This window comes from Trichormus variabilis 0441, from assembly GCF_009856605.1.
GTDB classification, from domain to species: domain Bacteria; phylum Cyanobacteriota; class Cyanobacteriia; order Cyanobacteriales; family Nostocaceae; genus Trichormus; species Trichormus variabilis.
This window is the reverse complement of the sequence record NZ_CP047242.1, coordinates 5,417,719-5,438,100: the sequence shown is the minus strand read 5'-3', so window position 1 is coordinate 5,438,100 and position 20,382 is coordinate 5,417,719. Positions and strand designations below refer to the sequence as shown.

General features: G+C 41.7%; 13 protein-coding genes. 4 read left to right on the top strand and 9 right to left on the bottom strand.

Features of this window, described 5'->3' with window-relative positions; translation table 11 throughout:
- Positions 1 to 74: 74 nt before the first annotated feature.
- The 6 genes from GSQ19_RS22355 to prfC all read right to left on the bottom strand — a co-directional run bounded on the left by GSQ19_RS22355 (position 75) and on the right by prfC (position 11,139).
- Positions 75 to 1,814: an Rqc2 family fibronectin-binding protein gene (locus tag GSQ19_RS22355; RefSeq protein WP_011320030.1), complete on the bottom strand. Its 1,740-nt coding sequence runs from the start codon at positions 1,812 to 1,814 to the stop codon at positions 75 to 77.
- 166 nt (positions 1,815 to 1,980) lie between these two features.
- Positions 1,981 to 2,772 carry a choice-of-anchor W domain-containing protein gene (locus tag GSQ19_RS22350; protein ID WP_011320029.1) on the bottom strand — a complete coding sequence of 264 codons (792 nt, stop codon included), beginning with the start codon at positions 2,770 to 2,772 and terminating at the stop codon, positions 1,981 to 1,983.
- 254 nt (positions 2,773 to 3,026) lie between these two features.
- A complete protein-coding gene (locus GSQ19_RS22345; protein WP_011320028.1) occupies positions 3,027 to 4,295 on the bottom strand; it encodes a glycosyltransferase family 4 protein in 1,269 nt (422 codons plus the stop codon).
- A 1,614-nt stretch (positions 4,296 to 5,909) separates the two neighbouring features.
- On the bottom strand, positions 5,910 to 6,410 hold the full coding sequence (locus GSQ19_RS22340) for an RNA recognition motif domain-containing protein (RefSeq protein ID WP_011320027.1): 501 nt from the start codon (positions 6,408 to 6,410) through the stop codon (positions 5,910 to 5,912).
- Between the two features lie 652 nt (positions 6,411 to 7,062).
- Positions 7,063 to 9,237 carry a zinc metalloprotease HtpX gene (locus GSQ19_RS22335; RefSeq protein WP_011320026.1) on the bottom strand — a complete coding sequence of 725 codons (2,175 nt, stop codon included), beginning with the start codon at positions 9,235 to 9,237 and terminating at the stop codon, positions 7,063 to 7,065.
- A gap of 279 nt (positions 9,238 to 9,516) precedes the next feature.
- Positions 9,517 to 11,139 carry a peptide chain release factor 3 gene (gene prfC / locus GSQ19_RS22330; RefSeq protein WP_011320025.1) on the bottom strand — a complete coding sequence of 541 codons (1,623 nt, stop codon included), beginning with the start codon at positions 11,137 to 11,139 and terminating at the stop codon, positions 9,517 to 9,519.
- A gap of 1,064 nt (positions 11,140 to 12,203) precedes the next feature.
- Here prfC and hemB point away from each other — a divergent pair.
- Positions 12,204 to 13,181 carry a porphobilinogen synthase gene (hemB, locus tag GSQ19_RS22325; RefSeq protein ID WP_011320024.1) on the top strand — a complete coding sequence of 326 codons (978 nt, stop codon included), beginning with the start codon at positions 12,204 to 12,206 and terminating at the stop codon, positions 13,179 to 13,181.
- Positions 13,182 to 13,268: 87 nt separating this feature from the next.
- On the opposite strand, the gene GSQ19_RS22320 is transcribed toward hemB, so the two are convergent.
- Together GSQ19_RS22320 and GSQ19_RS22315 are read right to left on the bottom strand one after the other, a co-directional pair.
- Entirely contained in the window at positions 13,269 to 13,829 is a 561-nt protein-coding gene (locus GSQ19_RS22320) for a phosphate-starvation-inducible PsiE family protein (RefSeq protein WP_011320023.1), read from the bottom strand.
- Between the two features lie 64 nt (positions 13,830 to 13,893).
- Positions 13,894 to 14,829, bottom strand: coding sequence for a tetratricopeptide repeat protein (locus GSQ19_RS22315; RefSeq protein WP_011320022.1), 936 nt, complete (start codon positions 14,827 to 14,829; stop codon positions 13,894 to 13,896).
- A 266-nt stretch (positions 14,830 to 15,095) separates the two neighbouring features.
- Between GSQ19_RS22315 and GSQ19_RS22310 the strand changes: the two genes are divergently transcribed.
- The 3 genes from GSQ19_RS22310 (at position 15,096) to GSQ19_RS22300 (ending at position 18,658) form a co-directional block, all read left to right on the top strand.
- A complete protein-coding gene (locus GSQ19_RS22310; protein ID WP_011320021.1) occupies positions 15,096 to 17,138 on the top strand; it encodes an elongation factor G in 2,043 nt (680 codons plus the stop codon).
- Positions 17,139 to 17,445: 307 nt separating this feature from the next.
- Complete coding sequence (locus tag GSQ19_RS22305) at positions 17,446 to 18,087, top strand: Uma2 family endonuclease (RefSeq protein ID WP_011320020.1); 642 nt, start codon at positions 17,446 to 17,448, stop codon at positions 18,085 to 18,087.
- A 187-nt stretch (positions 18,088 to 18,274) separates the two neighbouring features.
- Positions 18,275 to 18,658, top strand: a complete 384-nt coding sequence (locus GSQ19_RS22300; protein WP_011320019.1) for a hypothetical protein — start codon at positions 18,275 to 18,277, stop codon at positions 18,656 to 18,658.
- Between the two features lie 67 nt (positions 18,659 to 18,725).
- Here the strand turns inward: GSQ19_RS22300 and GSQ19_RS22295 are convergent, their stop codons facing one another.
- Positions 18,726 to 20,204, bottom strand: a complete 1,479-nt coding sequence (locus GSQ19_RS22295) for a GTP-binding protein (protein WP_011320018.1) — start codon at positions 20,202 to 20,204, stop codon at positions 18,726 to 18,728.
- Positions 20,205 to 20,382: the final 178 nt, after the last annotated feature.

Below are 20,382 nucleotides of genomic sequence, written 5' to 3'. Positions count from 1 at the left end.
TGGGCAAAACTCTGGAAGTAAGTTCTCTCCCCTAATCCCTGCTCCCTGCTCCCTGCTCCCTGCTCCCTGCTCCCTCAGCTTCCTACTTTCTCTATATCTACTAACTGCGGTTTTCCCCAAAGGATGCGTTCCTGTTTGTAAATAGCAATTCCTGGTTTAGCTCCTTTGGGTTTATAAACGTGTTTGGGTTGGGTGTAAACGACTGGTACTTGGTCACTCTGACGACCGCGACTGTAGTAAGCTGTTAAATCAGCTACATATTGTAAGTCTGATACTTCTGGTATTGCACCCGGTTCTAAACGTAGTAGTACATGGCTTCCGGGGATTTCTTGGGCATGGAACCATAAATCATAATCTCCGGCTACTCGAAATGTTAATTGGTCATTTTGGCGATTGTTGCGCCCGATTAAGACTGTGAAGCCATTAGGGGTACGATAGTTGTGAAAGTTAGTGCTAGCAGTTTCGTTGTTATTGCGGCTACGATACTCTAACTCTTCTAAATATTTCTGTCCAATTAATTCGTCGCGGATTTCTTCTAAAGCTTGCAAATCTTCTGCTGTTTGATAGTTATCTATTTGGGCAATAGCAGCTTCTACTTGTTCTAAATAATCGATTTCTGCTTGTACTTCTTGCAGTAGCGGTTCGACGGCTATGCGGGCGCGTTTGAGTTTTTGGTGTTGTTTGTAGAGATTTTGGGCATTCTGCACAGCATTTTTATCAGGCGAAAGAGCGATCGCCATAGGCTCACCTGTCTCAAAATCAGGTATGCTAATTTCTTTCATCCCCGGTTCCCAATTTTGCAGATGCGCCATTAATAAATCAGCTTTTTGGCGATATTCATCAGCACGATCTGATTGCTGTAGGCGATCGCTAAAGGTTTGGGCTTTATTGCGTAATTTGCCTAAAATATTACTTAATTTCTGATTCAGTTGATGGCGTAATTGGGCAAATAATTGTTGATTTAGTTGCTTGGTATAGTATTGGTTGATTAATGTTTGGATATCTTTGACTGGTGCAACAGCACCCCAACCCATAACTGTATATCCATCTGCCATCCAAGCTGGTTGAAATTTACCACTATTTAAGGTGTGTAGCCATTCTTGCCAGCGTGCAAATAATCGTTGCCAGTCTTCAGGAGTTAGGGAATCAGTAGAAGTTTCTGGTGCAATGTTGGCTACCAATAACATGGATTCTACCAACACAGCACTCAAGCCACTATAACTTTTGAGCAACTGACGTTTAATTGCTCCTGGCACTAAACTGACTCTTTCTTGCCAACGTGCTTGAGTTTCCTGCAAACTGGGGATAGTCCCGGTGAGTTTTGGCGGTGTTTCATAAGGTTGTCCGGTGAGGATGGGACGCACACTTGATTGTTGCTGACTCACTTGATGGGCAGCAGTAATAATTAGATTGTTGGCATCGGTGAGAATCACGTTACTGTATTTACCCATGATTTCCCCATAGATGTGATACAGTGCAGCATCTCCAGGGCGACGGGCAAATTGTAAATCAATTACACGCTCCCAAGGGGCGATCGCTTCAATTGCAACTAAGGCTAATCCCCCCAACTGGTGGACTAGTTGTTGGCTGAAGGTAAAGGTATCTGGTGTGCGTGGAGGTGGATCACCAATACAAATATGAGTTGCTTGAGGATGCCAAGAAATTTGTAACCAACCTCTTTTATCGAGGGTACGTAATGCTATAGCAATAGTGTAGCGATCGCGCTGATAAACTTGCTCTAGGCGGGATGGTAGCCAGTGAGCGCGGAGTTCGCTACAAGTAGCTGTGAGGGTGGTAAAGTCTACTGGTTGCATAACAAATTAGTCACTGGCATTTACAAGACAATGGTTAGTATACTTCTCTCTTCCCTAATTCTCAGTTATATAAATTAAAAAAGCCGTTAGCTATTCTGAACTTTGGTAAGTTCAGGCTGTCGGCTGGAGAATATTCTTGAGTTTTAATTAAAGTTTGCTATTCGTCTTAAGCTTGCTGACTAGCTACCTTCTTTTTGTAACCGAGAAATGATCCAGCGATCGTTGTTGTCAAGATAGCTCCCAAAATACTTGGTTCTGGTACTCTTCTGCGACTACCCACTTTAATTTGAAAAGCGAGGTTAGAATTGTTTGGCCGTGTACCACCCCAATCAAATCTTGTTTTCCCGGTGAGTGTGAATGGTGCATTGATGTCCCCAACAGCTAAATAGTCCACATCTCTATTACCTGGCGTGCCAAGAGAAGATATGTCGGGTATGGAATGTCCGTTGAGAGACAAGTTAAATAGTCCTACAAAATTGTTATTACCACCTTGGGCAGCAGTACGGAAATATATTTGATTTACAGGCTTATTGAACTCAGTGGACGAGAGTAGAACTGATGGACCACCCGCACGGCTAACGGAAAAGTCTACCTTAGAGCCTGTATAAGCTAAGGTAAAATCCCATAATGTATCTTTTCCCCAGCTTAGTTGGCTTTGAGCAACTATTTGTGCAGGTTTTATAGGATCTCTCACATCTCTGTTAATACTTAATTCCTGAGTGCCGTTGGTAGCATTATTGCCAATTCGTCCCTCCGCCACAAACAGTTCTTTAAAGTCGCCTTTATCCAACAACAAATTAAAATCTATATCATCAAAACCAGGGATAGCATCTTGAGAAGTTAAAGGAATGAGTGATACAGCTTGTGCTGATTGAGGCGCTAGAGATAGTCCCAAGGTTATTAATCCTAAAGATGCCAGAGTTTTACTCTTGCTCAGAAAATTGTCAGGTGGTATCATTTTGTTCCCTTGACTACAAAATATAATGTTGCTTTGCTACTGATACGGTATCTACGTAAGTAAACCCTTGTAAGAAAATACCATTATCGTTATGGCTCAACAATAATTTTTTGATGTAGGGATATTTTAATTATGATGAATAAAGACAAAAAATTTAGGGAAGAGGTATAATTTTGAATCCTATCCCTAATTTATCAGTATTTGATTATTACTAATTACCTATTAATTCAGTGAAATAACAGGCTAAAAAGCTTCTACTTAGTTACCAATGCTGGTTCTTTAACCTGTTGTGTCAATAATTGAGTGTATATTCCATCCAGTTGACTGGCTACTCCGTCCCATCCAAATTTGTGGGTAACGTGTCTTCTTGCAGCAACGCCTAACTCATCCCGCCATTCTGGATTCATCAAAATTCTATCAATTGCAACGTTGAAGGCAGCAATATCTTTTGGTGGCACCAATAAACCGGTTTTCTCGGAAACTACCGTAAACTGAAGTCCACCAACATCACTGGCTACTACAGGCGTACCACTTGCCATTGCTTCAATTGCCACCAATCCAAAAGGTTCATAGTGGCTGGGAACAACGCAAACATCAGCCGCAGCATAGTAAGCAGGGAGGACATCCTGGGTGAGGCGGCCTGGGAAACTAGTCATTTCCGTCATGCCTAATTCTCGCACAATGCCTTCAATGCGATCGCGCTCTCTGCCATCGCTATTACCTGGAGTACTACCACCACCGATAATTAGCCTGAGTTTATTCGAGTCACGCAATTGAGATTCATTCACGGCACGTACTAAGGTTTCTATGCCTTTACGTTGATCAAAACGTCCTACGTACAAGACCACCTTTGCCTGTTGATCAATTCCTAATTCAGCTCTTGCGGCTTGTCTAGCAATTGATCCAAAGCGGTGAATATCTGTACCACAAGGAACAATATCAATGTAACCTTTAGTAGAAACTAGCGATCGCATATGTTGTTGTTCTTGAGGACTGGTAGCAACGATTCTTTCTGCTGTTTCTAATACTTGTTTTTCTACTGATAAACGTTTGGTCGCAACCAAAGGAATTGTATCTATAGATTTGTACTTGACTGCTCCTAAAGAGTGATAAGTATGAACTTGTTTGCTTCCTTGAATTGCTTTTAACTGCATTCCCACCCAACTAGAAAGCCAGTAATTTGTATGCACTAATGGATAATTGACGTTATTTTCTTTTTGGAATCGAAGCAGTTGTTGTACAAATTCTGGTAAATATTTGAAGCCATTATCTCTTGGTACAAATTCTTCTGGCCCTGCTGTTAAACGAATTGTCCGACAAAGTGGGCTGTGGTGAACAATTAACTCTTGTTCACGACTCACTCTGCGGCTAAACATATCCACTTGCCATCCCAATTCGGCTAGTGCTTTACCCACTTCGCGCACGTAAACATTTTGCCCTCCAGCTTCTTCTTTGCCAATTTCGATTGCTGGGTCTCCGTGAACTGAAATTAAAGCTATGCGTTTTTCAGTGTTAGAGTTCATAGTTTGTGTGTGTTGCTGATTTTAAGTAAAGTCGCGGTCAGTTGTTGGTGTACTGACACCACTATATGCGTGAATTATGTAGGAACATTGAGTAATCTTTATTTTAATTTAATATGTCAAATATTGTTATAGATATACTGCGAGAATTATGCTTTTTTGGTCAGTATCTACATTTAATATCCTTATATACAGGTGCTTATGCGTATATCTAATGCCTGTGATAGATGAACTTCTATTTAGATAGTGATGAATGTGCAGATATGCTTTTTTTGGCGCTACAAATTCATAGGTTTATTTCACCAATATGTGATCATATTAGTTCAGCAAATATACGCGAATTATCAATTAGTTAATTTTAAATTAACCGTATTTTTACTGAAAAGTTTCCCTTCGTTTCCGTAAATTTACTTGTTAACTTTGCTTGTATTCTTAAATATTCCTAGTAATTACTTAATTTTGCTCATTAAATTAAATGACTATCGTCATTAAGAGTTGAGTCACCAATGTTACTAATAAGTAAATAAGAATTTTGTAATTTTCAATACAGTTTTGATAGAAAAACTCTGAGCAAGTTTAAGTTGTCATCGGAGAATTTAAAAAATATCGAATATAGGAAAAATTGCTTCTCTCTCTGCTTTTGCGAATGATTTAAATTCTTTCTAGGAAAAAATTACGGCTCTCAAAAAGCACAAGGAATAACCAAGAGGAAAGCAGGGGATTTCTGCTATATTCTGCTAATGTGGAGCATCTCACCTTCTGAAAAATATTGGCAGGAGACTAGAGTCGATTTTGGTAATTGGTAATTGGTAAATGTTGTCCCTATTACCGAAAACTCCACCCACAAGGGGATGGAGTTAAGAGAATAGTAAGTTAGGTGTGACGATAGCGTCACCCAACAAAGTCTTGAGAATGTTGGGTTCTGTTCCTCCACCCAACCTACACCATTCTAAGGTGTGGTAGGGTGCGTCAGTATGAATAATGTAGGAGGATAGCTAGGTTATATCCCACTGACGCACCCTAAATTTTGAATGATTTTTTATCTGGAAGTCCCTAACTACAAAAACCCCTTGAGTCTAGTCTGATGTTCATTGAGACTCAAGGGGTATAAATTTTATTCAATTTTTACTGTAATCCAAGTTAGATATACGTAAGAAATCAAAACTATAGCAGTTGCCAGATAGATTAGGAAATAGAATCATTCTAAAACCCCGGTAACAGGTGGCTTTTAAGCCTTTTTCCGTGCGACTGAAGCTCAGTGAATTGACGGAAACCTGCCTCTTTCCCCTGCCATAATTCCAGTGGAAGAATCGTACCTTGCCCTCACCTTGGCACTTCTGACTCTGGAAGATAGAAGAAGATTTAGTTATTTTCGACAAGTGCAGTGAGCTAAACTTTTGTTTAGGCGATCGCTACCTCTATCAGTATTTACTGGTCAAAAGTAGCAATCACCTGCGGCGGGCGGAACCCTAACACCTAACTTGGAGCATAGCCCAATGCACTTACAAAAATAGTGACACTTAACCATTGAGATAGTTAATTGTTATCTACTAACGATTAAAAATTAAAAATCAAAAAAATTCTGACTTTTAATTTTTAATTTCTCAGTATGCTCACTTAATTTGTGGCTTGAGCTGCTAGTATCTGCTTCAGCTTTTCTAATTCAGAAGCCCAACGGGGATCTGGACGAATAGCATCGGAATCAGTAGTGGTTGTGGTGGTATTTTCCCGATTACCGCCGCCACGTCGAGACTTCTTAGCGCCTTTGTCACGACGACTACCTTCTTTGTTTGTATTAGGAGCCGCATGACCGCCAGAGGTAGTTGCTGGTTTAGGAGTTGCTTGCTCCTCACCTTCATCACCTTTGGTTCGTGGTAAAGCTTTTTCTAACTTGATAGGCGTTTCTTTGAACATCTGACCATTATACTTTTCGATAATTTGGTCAGCTTGTTCATCGTTGTTTACTGTCAAAAACCCAAAACCACGGCATTTGCCTGTTTTGCGGTCTTTGATGAGTTTCGTCGTCACAGCATCGCCTTCTGCGGCAAAAACCGCTTGCAATTCTTGACGGTCTATTTCTTCTTTTGGCAAATTGCCTATGTATAGGCGCACGGACATGAACTATACCTCCAGAGTTAAATGAACATGGTGAACATGGCAAGGCAACAAATCAATTGCTTGGCTTTGACTTTTATGGGTTATTGACCAAGACTGCCGTAAACCAATTTTTTACTCCAAACTGTCAACTTATACAATACAGTTTTTTGTTGGGATCAAGCTTGTTTAATCATAGAGCGTACCAACGCTCAACTACTACCACCTTAATTCTAAAAGTTTTAAATTTGTTATTTTACTGCCTACTACAGTAATAATTTTTTGTCTGCCCTGGCTCGCAGAGTTAAATACCACTCTTTACATTACCACGGTATTTTCTACGTAGCTAGTTCATCATACACTTTTCTAGCATTTGCATTGAGGCATCCTAGCATAAAGTACTTTTTTTTCTCAAGCATAAATAAAAGAAACAAAAACCAGCCTGTGGCTGGTCGATTTGCTGCTGTGTTGGGAGGATAAAACAGATAGATTGGCACAAGGAGCCTAATAGATACAACCAAGCTCGCTAGTTGTTTAATTGGGCTGCTTATTTTTCTTAAGAAAATGTAACATTTTTTAAAATAAATAGCAATATTTATTTACATTTTCATTTTCCATTGGCTAATATAGACGCGATTAATCGCGTCTGTAAAGGCTGCGCTCTAATCCCCCTTGGCTAACCTACAAGGAAAATATAGGCTCCCCAAGCTTGGGCTGCGACTGCCAAGATAATAGACCAGATGGGGTGGGGACTATTAATAGTTTTGCCACTTTGGGTTTGGATGGTTTGGATGTCTATCCAGGGTGTAGCACCTCGGCGAAACCAACCTGTAACAATAATTTGCCGACCAACCAAATCCTGGGGATTAATTGGTTGTCCTAGCCAAGAAACATGATGTAATTTCACTAAGCCTGTGCTGGATTGGAGAATTAAGTCTTGGGATAGAAAGTTACTCATGCCTTGGCGACCTAATAACTTGCCGACAAACTGCACGGGAACGCTATCTATGGGTAGGCTAGAGGGATTTGCTAACAGGTGGGGTAGTTGTTGATCTGTGTGGATGTTGCTTTGCTTAATGTTGGGAAAAAAGGAGTTCATCCTGATGACTGTACCAATGCTGAAGCCGATGAGTAGGCAACCTGTCACGAAAGATAAATCTTCATAAATCCACTTTAAATTTAAAAACTTGAGGGCAAAGGCAGTTTGCCAAACTAGCCAAATCAATCCGGCAAAGACAAAACCTAGAGGAACTCCTAAAAAAGGAGCAGTTTGCCGTAAGAATGATTGATGGGTGACTTGTAATGTCTGTTCACTGAGTGATTGTTGGCTAGTTATATGAACTTCTGGATCTATATGCCAATGCTGGGCTATTTGACAGAGGTTACGGATGCGATCGCCTATTAAAGGATGGGTATTATTAACTGTTAACCAACGACGATAGGGGTTGATACTATCCCACATCAACAAAGATTCAAAGTTCAAATGACCAGCAATACTCCCTAAAGAAATGCTTTGTTGATAGCTGACTGGTAGCAGGAGGTTTAAGCTTTCTAATAAACCACTGGTTTGTTCTTCTCTTTTTACATCATTGGCAATGCCGATGCTAATTTTCAGCAAGGCGCGAGTCAAGCCATTGGGATTACCTGTAACTTCTGCCGCTAGGCGATCGCTATGGTAAGGTCTCAGTCGTGAGTAAAGCAACCCCGTACCAGTCAACACACACCACAACCCATAAAGCAAACTAGAAGTAATGGTCAACGGCCAATGAAATGCGCCTTTGGATAATTTGTCTGCCCATACAGCAACTTGCTGATACAATTGATAAATTGGTAGGGTGATCAACAATAGCAATGACATCAGGACAAAATCTTGGTGAGTGATCTGTCCTAGTTGTGCGGCATAAATAGCAGCAATTTCATCATCTGCCAGTTGTTCTAATAACCCCTGACTAACAACGATTCTGGCGTTTCTGGGTAGGTTTCCATAGGTTAATGCTATGGGTGCAGCTATGGGTAAAATTCGTAGTTGGGGTGACGGCCAATGTCGCTGTTGGCAGTAGCGATGTAGAACACGGGAGGTTTCCCGACTGTAATTAGGCAATAGGTCTTTAGATAACTCTTTTTGTCCATAAAAATAAGCCAGTAGCCAATCTAGCAACCAAGGGGATGCAGCGATCGCTATGAACAAAATGGCTAATATCAATCTGCTAGGATCTCGATATAACAGCTGTAATGGTTCTACGTAAGGCAGTTTCACTAAGGTGATGTTAATGGCTGCCATAACGGACTTGAGGATTTCTTTCAGCACCCAAAACAGGGCAATGAATGTTCCTACTGACAGCAACCGCAAAGGTATTAAACTGGGCTTTTTTAAAGGTTGCCAGACTTTGGCGCGTTTTGCTTGTCGCCAATAAATCCCAAATTCTTTGGGTTGGGTATAGCCTGGAGAGTTTAATAAGCCGTTGTTACCTACATATCTATTTTGCAAGCCTACAGATGGCACAGATGATGAGTAGTGAGGCTTGGTAGTTGCGGCTGGAGATGTATCTGCGGCTGCATGATCAGGATTTTGCGGCTTTTTGCGTTTTTTTGTCAGGTGTGTCAGGGCAACATTAGCCCATTCTTTCACCTGGGTATTTTGGCTTTCGGTTAGAGTTTGACACAGGGCGATCGCTTTCTTGAGTTCGCCACTGCGTGCATAGGCCATGACTAAACCCACTCTAGCTTGCAGGCTAGCCGTTCCATTCCCCTGGGTGGCGATGGGTTCTAGTTGAGCGATCGCTGTTTGATAATTTCCCTGCTTGAGGGCCGCTAAACCAGCCTCCAAAGCCGATTCAGTATGTGAAGGCATAGAAATTCTGGCACTCCCATCTCTGCTAATTGATCTACGGTGATGCAACAGCGCGGTATCAATTCAAAATTCAAAATTCAAAATTCAAAATAAAAAAACCTAAGCTTGACAGGGGTTTCTGAGTTGATGTTTGAGTAATGAGTTTTGTTGAACTGATTTTAAATGCCAGTAATTTCCAGCCTCGCAATTTCTAATTCGTCATTCGTCATTCGTCATTAATACAGTCCAGTAGCTATGAATGGATTTCTTAATTTTGAATTTTGAATTTTGAATTTTGAATTATTCTACTGTTTGGCTAGAAAAAACTGGAGCGATCGCGCTGAGTTTTAACTCTGGATGATCTCCCTGTAACTGTTGACAGTTCCACTCGTTGCGGAACAGTAAAACTGGGCGGTTCATGCTGTCTTTGACTGTGGTGGTGTTGAAAATACGTCCCACCTTGTTCAAAGCTTCCCAACCGCCATCAACCCAACGGGCGACGCTGTAGGGTAGTAGTTCCAGAATGGTTTCTACACCATACTCGTTTTGTAAGCGAAACTGCACCACCTCGAATTGCAACTGACCCACAGCTGCCATAATTGGGTCGCGCTTGGCTTCATCAACTGAGTACATAATTTGCACTGCGCCCTCTTCACGCAATTCGGAGATGCCTTTCTGAAATTGCTTAAATTTCGAGGGGTTGGGGTTGCGAAGAGTCGCAAATAGTTCTGGTGAAAAATACGGAATCCCTTCATATTCCAGCTTTTGCCCCGTGTAAATTGTATCCCCGATCGCAAAAACACCTGGATTATTCAAACCGATCACATCACCTGGATAAGCTACATCAATCGATTCCCGTTCTTGGGCAAACAGTTTTTGTGGACGCGATAGGCGCACAATTTTGCCAGTTCGAGCATGATTAACTGTCATATCTTTTTCAAACTTACCAGTGCAGACCCGGATAAAAGCAACCCGATCTCGGTGCTTGGGGTCCATATTGGCTTGTAATTTAAAGACAAAACCAGAAAACTCTGGGTATGTGGGGGCGACTTCACCGACGCTGCTGATGTGGACACCTGGTTTTAGGGCATAGTTGAGGAAGTATTTGAGGAATAACTCTACCCCAAAGTTTGTCATGGCACTACCAAAGAAAACTGGTGTCATCTTGCCTTGATGCACCAAATCTAAATCTAATTCCGGGCCGACACCTTCTAAAAGTTCTAGATCGTTTTTCAGTTGGTAATACAAATCTTCTTCTAATAACTCTTCAATTCTGGGGTCACCCAACTCGACAGTTGTATCACGGGCTTCCTTGCTACCGTGAGCGCTACGTTCAAACAGGTGGATTTGTTGCTTGTTTCTGTCAAAAACACCCTTGAAGCGATCGCCCATACCAATCGGCCAGTTAACAGCGTAGGTTTGTAATCCCAATTCTTGCTCAATCTCGTCTAATAGTTCCAGTGGTTCCCTACCTGGGCGGTCAAGTTTGTTAATAAATGTGAAAATTGGTAAGCCCCGTAATTTACACACTTCAAATAACTTGCGCGTTTGGGGTTCCAAACCTTTAGCCACGTCAATTAACATCACCGCATTATCAGCCGCCGCCAAGGTGCGATAAGTGTCTTCACTAAAATCTTGGTGTCCGGGTGTGTCGAGCAAATTAATCTGGCAATTTTGGTACTCAAACTGTAATACTGTAGATGTAATGGAAATACCCCGTTGTTGTTCCATTGCCATCCAGTCTGAAGTTGCCTTACGTTGGGCGCGGCGGGCTTTGACTGCGCCAGCTTCGTGAATTGCACCTCCGTACAGGAGTAGTTTTTCAGTCAGGGTAGTTTTACCCGCGTCAGGGTGAGAGATAATAGCAAAATTGCGGCGAAGCTCAACAGCTTGGTGGAGTTCCGTCTGTATTTCAGTAGACATAAATTGTATTAACTTCCTCGTTATGTAACTTAACTTAATTTTTTTTCTACTTTAGCGAGTCTTTTCATCTTAAAACAACGATGCTCGTCACGTCGCTTTGCTCGGAATTAAAAATTAAAAGCAGAATAGCTGATGGGGCTTACCCAAGCAGGTTGTGTTTTGAGACTGGGTGTAGGGGTGTAGGGGTGTAGGGGTTTTAAATATTAATACCCTACATATTTGTCCCAACACTTGATATTTCGTTTTCGTGTGTAATACCGTTTCTGAATGAAGATGTGCTTGATTCTGGACTGTAGAGACGTTCCATGCAACATCTCTACATCACTTATTCGGTGCTTCATAGAGAATTGGTATAAGTTCTCAGAGGTTGTTTGAAAAGTATTATTTTAAACATCAAAATCTTAAGAACCTAAACCCCCTAGCCCCCCTTCCCTACAAGGGAATGGGGGTTTCAAAGCCTCTCTCCGCTTCGGGGAGAGGTTTGGAGAGGGGTCTTTATTATCATTCATAACTTTTCAAATATTCTCTCAGAGAACTCAAAAAGCTTTAATGGTGTTTAAAAAAAAGCTAAATCAGCAAATCAGTTGCTCATTAACCCGTAGTTTTATGGAATGATAATTACAGTTTAGCTTTGCTGGATTTTTAGGTGATGTTTGCCCTCAAAGGTAGCTGTCTGCTTCCTTCGTTTCTTGTTGGCATACAATTTTTTTAATAAAAATTATCATAAATGTATCCTAAAAATTGAGAATTTAAAAATAGGCGATCGCCTATTTCGTCAAATCTCAATTGTCTGATTATTAACAAATAAAATTTTCAAACTTCTCGATTTTCGAGATGTAATACAGATGCCTACCGAATGGAAAAATTCCCATCCACAACACTGACAACTGACAACTAACACGCAACAGCAAGGTAAAATACAAAATTGCCCCACAACTTGAAGCAGAGTAGGGCAAAGGACAGTTAAGCACTTTTTGTAGTCTGTCCGACAACAACGGAGTTTCGTCAGACTTTTGTGACGCTTTGTTTTGTGTCCATACCATTGTTATTCTTTACAAAAGTTTATGTTTCCAACACATCGCCCTCGTCGTTTACGTACCCATCCCCAATTACGCCGCATGGTACGTGAGACTGTATTGACTACCAATGATTTGATTTACCCGTTGTTTGCTGTCCCAGGTGAAGGAATTGCCAATGAAGTAAAATCTATGCCTGGAGTCTATCAACTATCGGTAGATAAAATTGTCGAAGAGGCAAAAGAAGTTTACGATTTAGGCATTCCGGCAATTATTTTGTTTGGTATTCCCGCAGATAAGGATACAGATGCCACAGGTGCTTGGCATGATTGCGGTATTGTCCAGAAGGCGGCGACTGCGGTGAAATCAGCCGTACCTGATTTAATTGTGATTGCGGATACTTGTTTATGTGAGTATACCAGTCACGGTCATTGCGGTTATTTGCAAGTGGGTGATTTGACAGGAAGAGTATTAAATGACCCTACTTTAGAACTATTGAAGAAAACCGCAGTTTCCCAAGCCAAAGCTGGTGCGGATATTATCGCGCCTTCCGGGATGATGGATGGCTTTGTGCAGGCAATTCGCGCTGGTTTAGATGAGGCTGGATTTCAAGACACGCCAATTTTGTCCTATGCTGCTAAGTATGCTTCAGCTTATTATGGCCCATTTAGGGATGCAGCAGATTCTACACCACAATTTGGCGATCGCAGAACCTACCAAATGGACCCTGGGAACTCCCGCGAAGCCATCAAAGAAATTGAACTAGATATTGCTGAAGGGGCTGATATGTTGATGGTGAAGCCGGCTTTGGCTTACATGGACATTATCTGGCGGGTGAAGGAAGCCAGTAATTTACCTGTGGCTGCTTACAATGTATCTGGTGAATATTCGATGGTGAAAGCTGCGGCGCTGAATGGTTGGATTGATGAACAGCGTGTAGTTATGGAAACTCTGACTGGGTTTAAGCGTGCTGGTGCTGACTTGATTTTAACCTATCACGCTAAAGATGCTGCGCGTTGGTTGTAGTAGGGTAGGCTATCTCACGCAGAGGCGCGGAGGCGCAGAGTTTTTATTTGGGTTTTTGTGTCTATGCGTGAGATTTTTGATTTCCAATTACCCCAAAGGTTGATTTTTGTCACAACGGCGCGAATATTGAAATTCAAAATCTGTTTCTTTTTCTTTACGCCCTTGATAAAAAATCGGACACATTTTTGTATTTGCACTAATGCAATCCATGTGTGGTGTTTTGGCACAAACTATCAGTAATGCACCCAGGATAAATAATAAACCACAAATTGCACCTGTCTGAATTGCAGAAATTTCTAGTGCGCCGTGAACAACTACTTCTCGTAGTACTGATACAATTGCCACTTCTACAGCTACACCTACAGCAATGCTATGCTCTTGCAAGTAGACCATTAATAGTCTAAATAATTCGACCAAAATCAAGATAAATAGCATTTTTGCCGTTATGTGTTTATAGTCTAGTGACTGTGTGATGGCAACAAATATGCCCCACAACTGGATTAACATCACGGCAAATAAAGCTAAACACAAGATTATGACTAATAAATCTTGAAAAGCTTCCATATTACGAACAATAGCATGGCGATCTAACCAGCGATCGCAAAATAGAAATCTACTCTTGGTACGCTTTTGTATTTTATTGTTCATGTCAAGAGGGGTTAATTTGCGACGACATTAGTTATTTCACCCCATATTTTATTTTTAGCGTAGGTTAATTATTATTACCTCCGCGTGGTACGGAATTTAAATTTTGTACTTGTTGTAACAATTGTTCAGAATTTTTTGCCCATTGAGGATTACCTTGGGTATTATATAAATTCCTGGCGTGATTAAATACTTTCGCCGCTTCACTATATTGATTTAATTGGGTGAAAACTAATCCTGCACCGTAATAAGCATTGGGATAATTAGGATTAGCTTCGGCCGAATTTCTAAAGGCTATTAATGCTTCTTGGGAGTTGCCTTGATTAAATAAGATAACGCCCAAATTATAATGAGCTTCGGAGTATCGTGGGTTGATTTTTATAGCTTGATTAAAAGCATTTTTTGCCTCATCTAATTTACCTAATTGTAAATAACAAAGTCCTAGATAATAATGAGGCTCAGGTGCATTTTTACTCAATTCTACTGCTTTTTGAAATGAGGCGATCGCTCCTTCCCAATTTTGTTGCTGCTGCCTCACCAAACCCAAGTTATAATGTGCAAAACCCAGCCTGGGTTCTAATTCCAATGCACGTTGCAAATAGTCGTTTGCTTGTTGTAAATTATTACCTTCTAATAATGAGCCGCCTAAATTAGCAAAGGCTAAAGCAAAATTGGGGTCACTTTGAGTAGCGCGATAAAATGCGTCGGCGGCTGGCTGTAATTGTCCGGTTTGTCGCAGGGCTAAACCCAGATTGTAGTGAGCTGCGGCTAGGTTAGGATCTAACTGAATGGCTGATTGAAAAGCGGCGATCGCATCTTGGATTCTCCCAGCTTGAATTGCCTGTAATCCCTGATTTAATAAGGTTGGGGCTGTAGGAAGACTATATTGTGCTAATAGTTTGGGGATGGCGGGGATAGTTGCGTTGGCTGGTGTCAAGCATTCACCTAGTAATATCAAACTCAGCAACGCTACTATGCGATATTTATAGAATGGTAATCTCATTGATGGGCTAACTCACAACAATTTCCGTTATCTTTACTTCAAATAAACTGACATTCAAAATTACGTTTTAACAAAAATTTTAGATTCTGCATTAAAGTTTGTATCGCTTAACGTTTCTTAAAGTAAATCTTACGACAGGCTACAATTTTTTTCATCATTGATTAAAGGAAGGATAATAACAAATTAAAGAGAGGGTAATTCTCGGATTATTCATCTTTGAAAAAACAGGGCAATGCGGTATTGAGACTTACCGCAAGGGAGGTTTTATGAGCGAAAAAGTCAGATTAGGTTCGCGGAATGTTGCCATTGTCGGCCCTTATTTAAGTGGAAAAACAACTTTACTAGAAAGCTTATTATTTGTCACAGGAGCGATTTCTCGCAAAGGCAGCGTTAAGGATAGTAACACAGTTGGGGATAGTGCGAGTGAATCACATGATCGCCACATGAGCGTAGAAATCAGCACCGCCTGCGCTGAGTATAACGACATTCGTTTTACTTTTATAGACTGTCCGGGTAGCGTTGAATTTACCCAAGAAACATATAACGCTTTAATGGGTGTTGATGCGGCAATTGTAGTCTGCGAACCAATACGTGAAAGAGTCCTCACCCTTGCTCCTCTATTTAAATTCCTAGACGATTGGGAAATTCCCCATCTTGTCTTTGTGAATAAAATGGATCGAGCAAACATTCATGTCCTCGAAACATTACACGCCCTCAAAGCAGTTTCCAGTCGTCCCTTAGTAGCGCACCAATACCCCATCATGGCAGGGGAACAACTCACCGGCTTTATCGACATGGTGAGTGAACAAGCCTATCAATATCATCCCGGCGCACCAGCTGACCCCATTCCCTTCCCTGAACATCTCAAACAAGAAGAACATACCGCACGGGCAGAAATGCTCGAAGCCCTAGCAAATTTTGATGACCACTTATTGGAAGAACTTTTAGAAGATATTGAACCACCCCAAGAAGAAATCCTCAAAGATTTAAAAATGGAATTAGGGGCTGATTTAGTAGTCCCCGTCTTCTTTGGTGTCGCTGAACAAGATTATGGTGTCAGACCTTTATTAGAAGCTTTACTCAGGGAAGCCCCCGAACCAGAAACCACCGCCGCCCGTCGCCTCAAAGGTAAAGCTAGTAATACACCCATAGCCCAAGTCTTAAAAACCTATTACACACCCCAAGGTGGCAAACTCTCCCTCGTGCGGGTTTGGCAAGGCAAATTAACCGATGGTATCGTCCTCAACGGCGTGCGCGCTGGGGGAATTTATCACCTCATGGGACAACAACAGCAGTCGGTGAACGAAGTCGGTGCAGGTGAAATTGTTGCCCTCAGTCGTTTAGAAGGAATTAAAACCGGGGATACCATCTCCACAGAACAGTCAATAGAATTACCCAAAGCCCAACAATTAGAGCCAGTTTACGCCCTCGCCATCACCCCAGAAAAGCGCAACGATGAAGTAAAACTCAGTAGTGCTATCAGCAAACTCTTAGAAGAAGACCCCTCTCTAGCTTGGGAACAACACGGTGACACCCATGAAGTGATTTTGTGGGGACAAGGCGAGATTCATTTGCAAGTCGCCCTGGATAGACTGCGCCGCAAATATAACTTGCCCATGTCTACCCACCTGCCACAAGTACCTTATAAAGAAACCATCCGTAAACCAGTTACCTCAGTACATGGACGCTACAAACATCAAAGCGGTGGTCATGGACAGTTCGGTGATGTGTTCTTGGATATCAAACCCCTACCACGGGGTGAAGGCTTCAACTTCAAGGAAAGCATTGTTGGCGGTGTAGTGCCTAGACAGTATATTCCTGGGGTAGAAATGGGTGTGCGGGAATTCCTTGTACACGGGCCTTTGGGCTTCCCTGTGGTGGATGTAGCGGTGACATTAACAAATGGTTCCTATCACACCGTTGATAGTTCCGAACAAGCCTTCAAGCAAGCCGCCCGTTTAGCTATGCAAACAGGCATACCCCAAGCCCAACCCACCTTATTAGAGCCGATTCTGCGGGTAGAAGTGACCACACCAAGCGAATTTACCTCTAAGGTACTGCAATTGTTGAGTGGTAGACGGGGGCAAATCTTGGGCTACGAAGGCAGACAAGATTGGCAAGGTTGGGATAATATTTCTGCTTACCTACCACAAGCCGAGATGCAGAACTTTATTGTAGAACTGCGATCGCTCACCCTCGGCGTTGGTTATTTCCATTGGGCTTATGACCACCTACAAGAAGTCCCAGAAAAGCTTGCTGAACGCGTACTTGCTAGTAACGGTAATGGTAGTAACGGCAATGGCAAGTAGTATCAGTTAACAAATGTCTCCTCTATTCAGAATCTTGGAGTGGTAATATTTATCACTCCAATTTTTTTCACGTCATGACCGTTTGGATAATTAAAACATCTGTGGTGATTGCTAATCGGCAATCTTAAACAACAATTATCTATGAGCTATTGCTGATTAGAAACTACTATTTATAATGGATATTACACAATTAAAAAACATGGTTTAACAAAATTTCAACAGCATATTTTAAAAGAATTAAATATCTGTTAATATTTTCTTTTTTACTGCTACCATAACCTTATATGTTCTTAGTTTGATATTGATTATGGTAACACTTCAATTCAGACAATTAAGTGTGCCACCGGGACATAGAGTTAGACTCCACAATGTTAGCTGGCAAGAATTTGAAGCAATTCTCGCGGAACTAGGCGACCATCGGGCAACTCGGTTGGCTTACAGTCAAGGAACATTGGAGATGAGAATGCCGTTACCTAAGTATGAGGTAGCCAAAGTCATCATTGGGGATTTGGTAAAAATTATCTTGGAAGAGTTAGAAATTGATTGTGAATCCTTTGGCTCAACTACCTTTAAACGTGAAGATATGCGTTTTGGTATAGAGCCAGATGATTCCTTTTATATTCAAAATTATGCTCAGATGATAGGTAAAGAGCGAATCGATTTAACGGTTGATCCTCCACCTGATTTAGTTATTGAAGTTGATGTTACTTCTAAAACCCAACTTGATGCTTATGAAGCATTACAAGTTCCTGAATTGTGGAGATATGAGACAGGAAAGCTACAAATTAATGTTTTTCAGGATGGTAAATATATCGAGTCTGCAATTAGTCCCAATTTTCCTAACTTGCCAATTGTAGAAGCAATTCCCAAGTTTGTTGAACAAAGTCGCACTTTAGGCAGAAGCCCAGCGCTGAGGGCATTTAGAAAGTGGGTAAGGGAGAATATTTAAATTTATCAGTAGTTAAATTCTCATAGTAAAAAACGACTCAGTGTATTAATTGGATCTGTCATGATGTTTTAGCTAAAAGCATCATAGTTTTTATCCAAAAGACTGCATAAAAATTTTTCATCAAACCTAAGAGTCATTGGAAGAGCAATTTGGTCTTACTCTCCCATCAATTTCTAGGAGTCGAAAGATGAAAGTATTTTCTAATTTACTTAAAATTACTGCTGTAGTTACTATTTTAACCCCGACTCTACCGATAAATACTGCCTCCGCTCAACAAAGCTACCCATTAACCTGTCGTGGTGGTGGTACATTATCTATACGCAATAATGGCAGCAACGGTGTGCGAATTGGTTTCCAAGCGGTGCCAGGCGCAGCACCCCAAGGCATATCTCCCGGCCAGTGTACTTGGTCAGATCGTGCATTCCGCTCTGGTGAGCCAACAACTATTTGTGATAGTGCTATGAGTGCATCTCAGTATGTCGGTTTGTTAGTCCGCTCAGATCAGTATCCCATTTTCCAAGTTTATAACGATGGTCGCGGCTGTATGCGAGTAACAAGGGTGGGGCCTTGAGTCGATGTCATAATTCAAGTTTGTAGTAAGGACTTTAGTCCTAAAGAAAAGGCTAAAGCCTTACAACTTATTCTCTACGGAGTTTTACCTGCAATTCATCCTTGATGCGATTGAGAATGGAATTTTCATCCAGGGTAGACAAAATCCGGTTAATTACGGCTTTCGGCCCGTCTGGCCCCCATGTCGCCCCATTGGCTAAATAAACTGTGGTGACTTGCCCAATAGCGTAGGAAGACACACCAGCCACCCCGGCTTGAGTTAGTGCGACGGAGATATAAGGGCCGATGGCGACACCGGCTGTAGCTGTGGCGGAAATTCCCAGTAAAGTTTTTAACCCACTTAATCCCAAGTTTGCCAGTAACTCACTAACACCAATACCCCCCATACTCAAGGCGATTTTTTGTAGTAACTGCACAGCACCCGCTTCCGTCATGGGAATGCCGTAGAGTTTAGACAAACCTAAAATAAGAGAAACATCAATTACTATACTACTCAGTATATCTACCACAGTCACAGGATTGAGAGCGATCGCCACTGCTTTAGTCATGACGGCTTTCCAAATCAACTGATTCGCGTTCTGCTCCCGAATCATCAATTTACGCTGCACCAATTGCTCATTTACATTATCGGCAAACAGCATCGTATTTAATGCAACTAAAGCCTTGCCCTCCCGTTGTAAAATCTCCAAAATCTTCACCTGGAGTTCAGCAACTTGAGCGTTACCTGTACGCACCTGCACCCCCCTACTGCCATCGGGACGACGCACAGCAGTTTTTACCAGTGGTGATGCAGCTGCCATGACAATCTCTAGGGGTGTGAGTAATTCCCGCACTCGTTCATCCCGAATCTTCTGGTAAATTGCCATCCTATCGGCTTCTGGATACTGGTCTACCTTGTTAAACACCAGAATTATGGGTTTACCTGCTTCTCGCAATTGAGAAAGGGCTTCATGCTCAATTTTGGTCATGTCGCCAGAAATCACAAATAAAATTAAATCTGCTTGCTTGGCTATTTGTTCCGCCAAAGCAGTGCGGGTTTCCCCATCAATTTCATCTAACCCAGGGGTATCGATTAACTCTACCTGCGATCGCCCAACCGATGGTAAAGTGACACGCAAAGCCCGTTCTGTTTCCCCAATCGCCTCTTCACTAATCCGCCAATTGACCCGTTGAGCCGCACGGGTAACACCATGTAAAGGCCCCGTTTCAAATACAGATTCCCCCACCAAGGCATTCAGTAAAGAAGATTTACCTCGTCCCACCATGCCAAAAGCAGCGATTTGTACCACCATGCTGTCTAACTTCCCCAACATGGTTTCTAAATCAGCTATTTCTGACTCCAAGCCAGCCTTTTCCTGAGAACTGAGGTCAATATTGCCCACTAAGTTCCGCAGCGCCGATTGTGCTTGTTTATAGTTGAGTTCTGCTTGAATATCTTCAAAGCTAAAAATGGCACTATCAAGTTCTTCCTCCCAGTTGAGAGAACTTGTATCCGTATTGGTTGCATCGCTTGGTTGAGGATCAGGCAAGGGTAATATCGAGGTCATATCAGTTCTATATTTTAAATTTTAATTTTTAAACTAGCTTTATTTTCCATCCTAGTAATTTTTCGCAGGATATTCGGCAAATAAGCAAGCTGGAGAACAGATGGGAGTACCAACTGACAATTGACAACGGACAAATGACTAATGACTAATGACTAAATGACTAACAAAAAGTCATAAA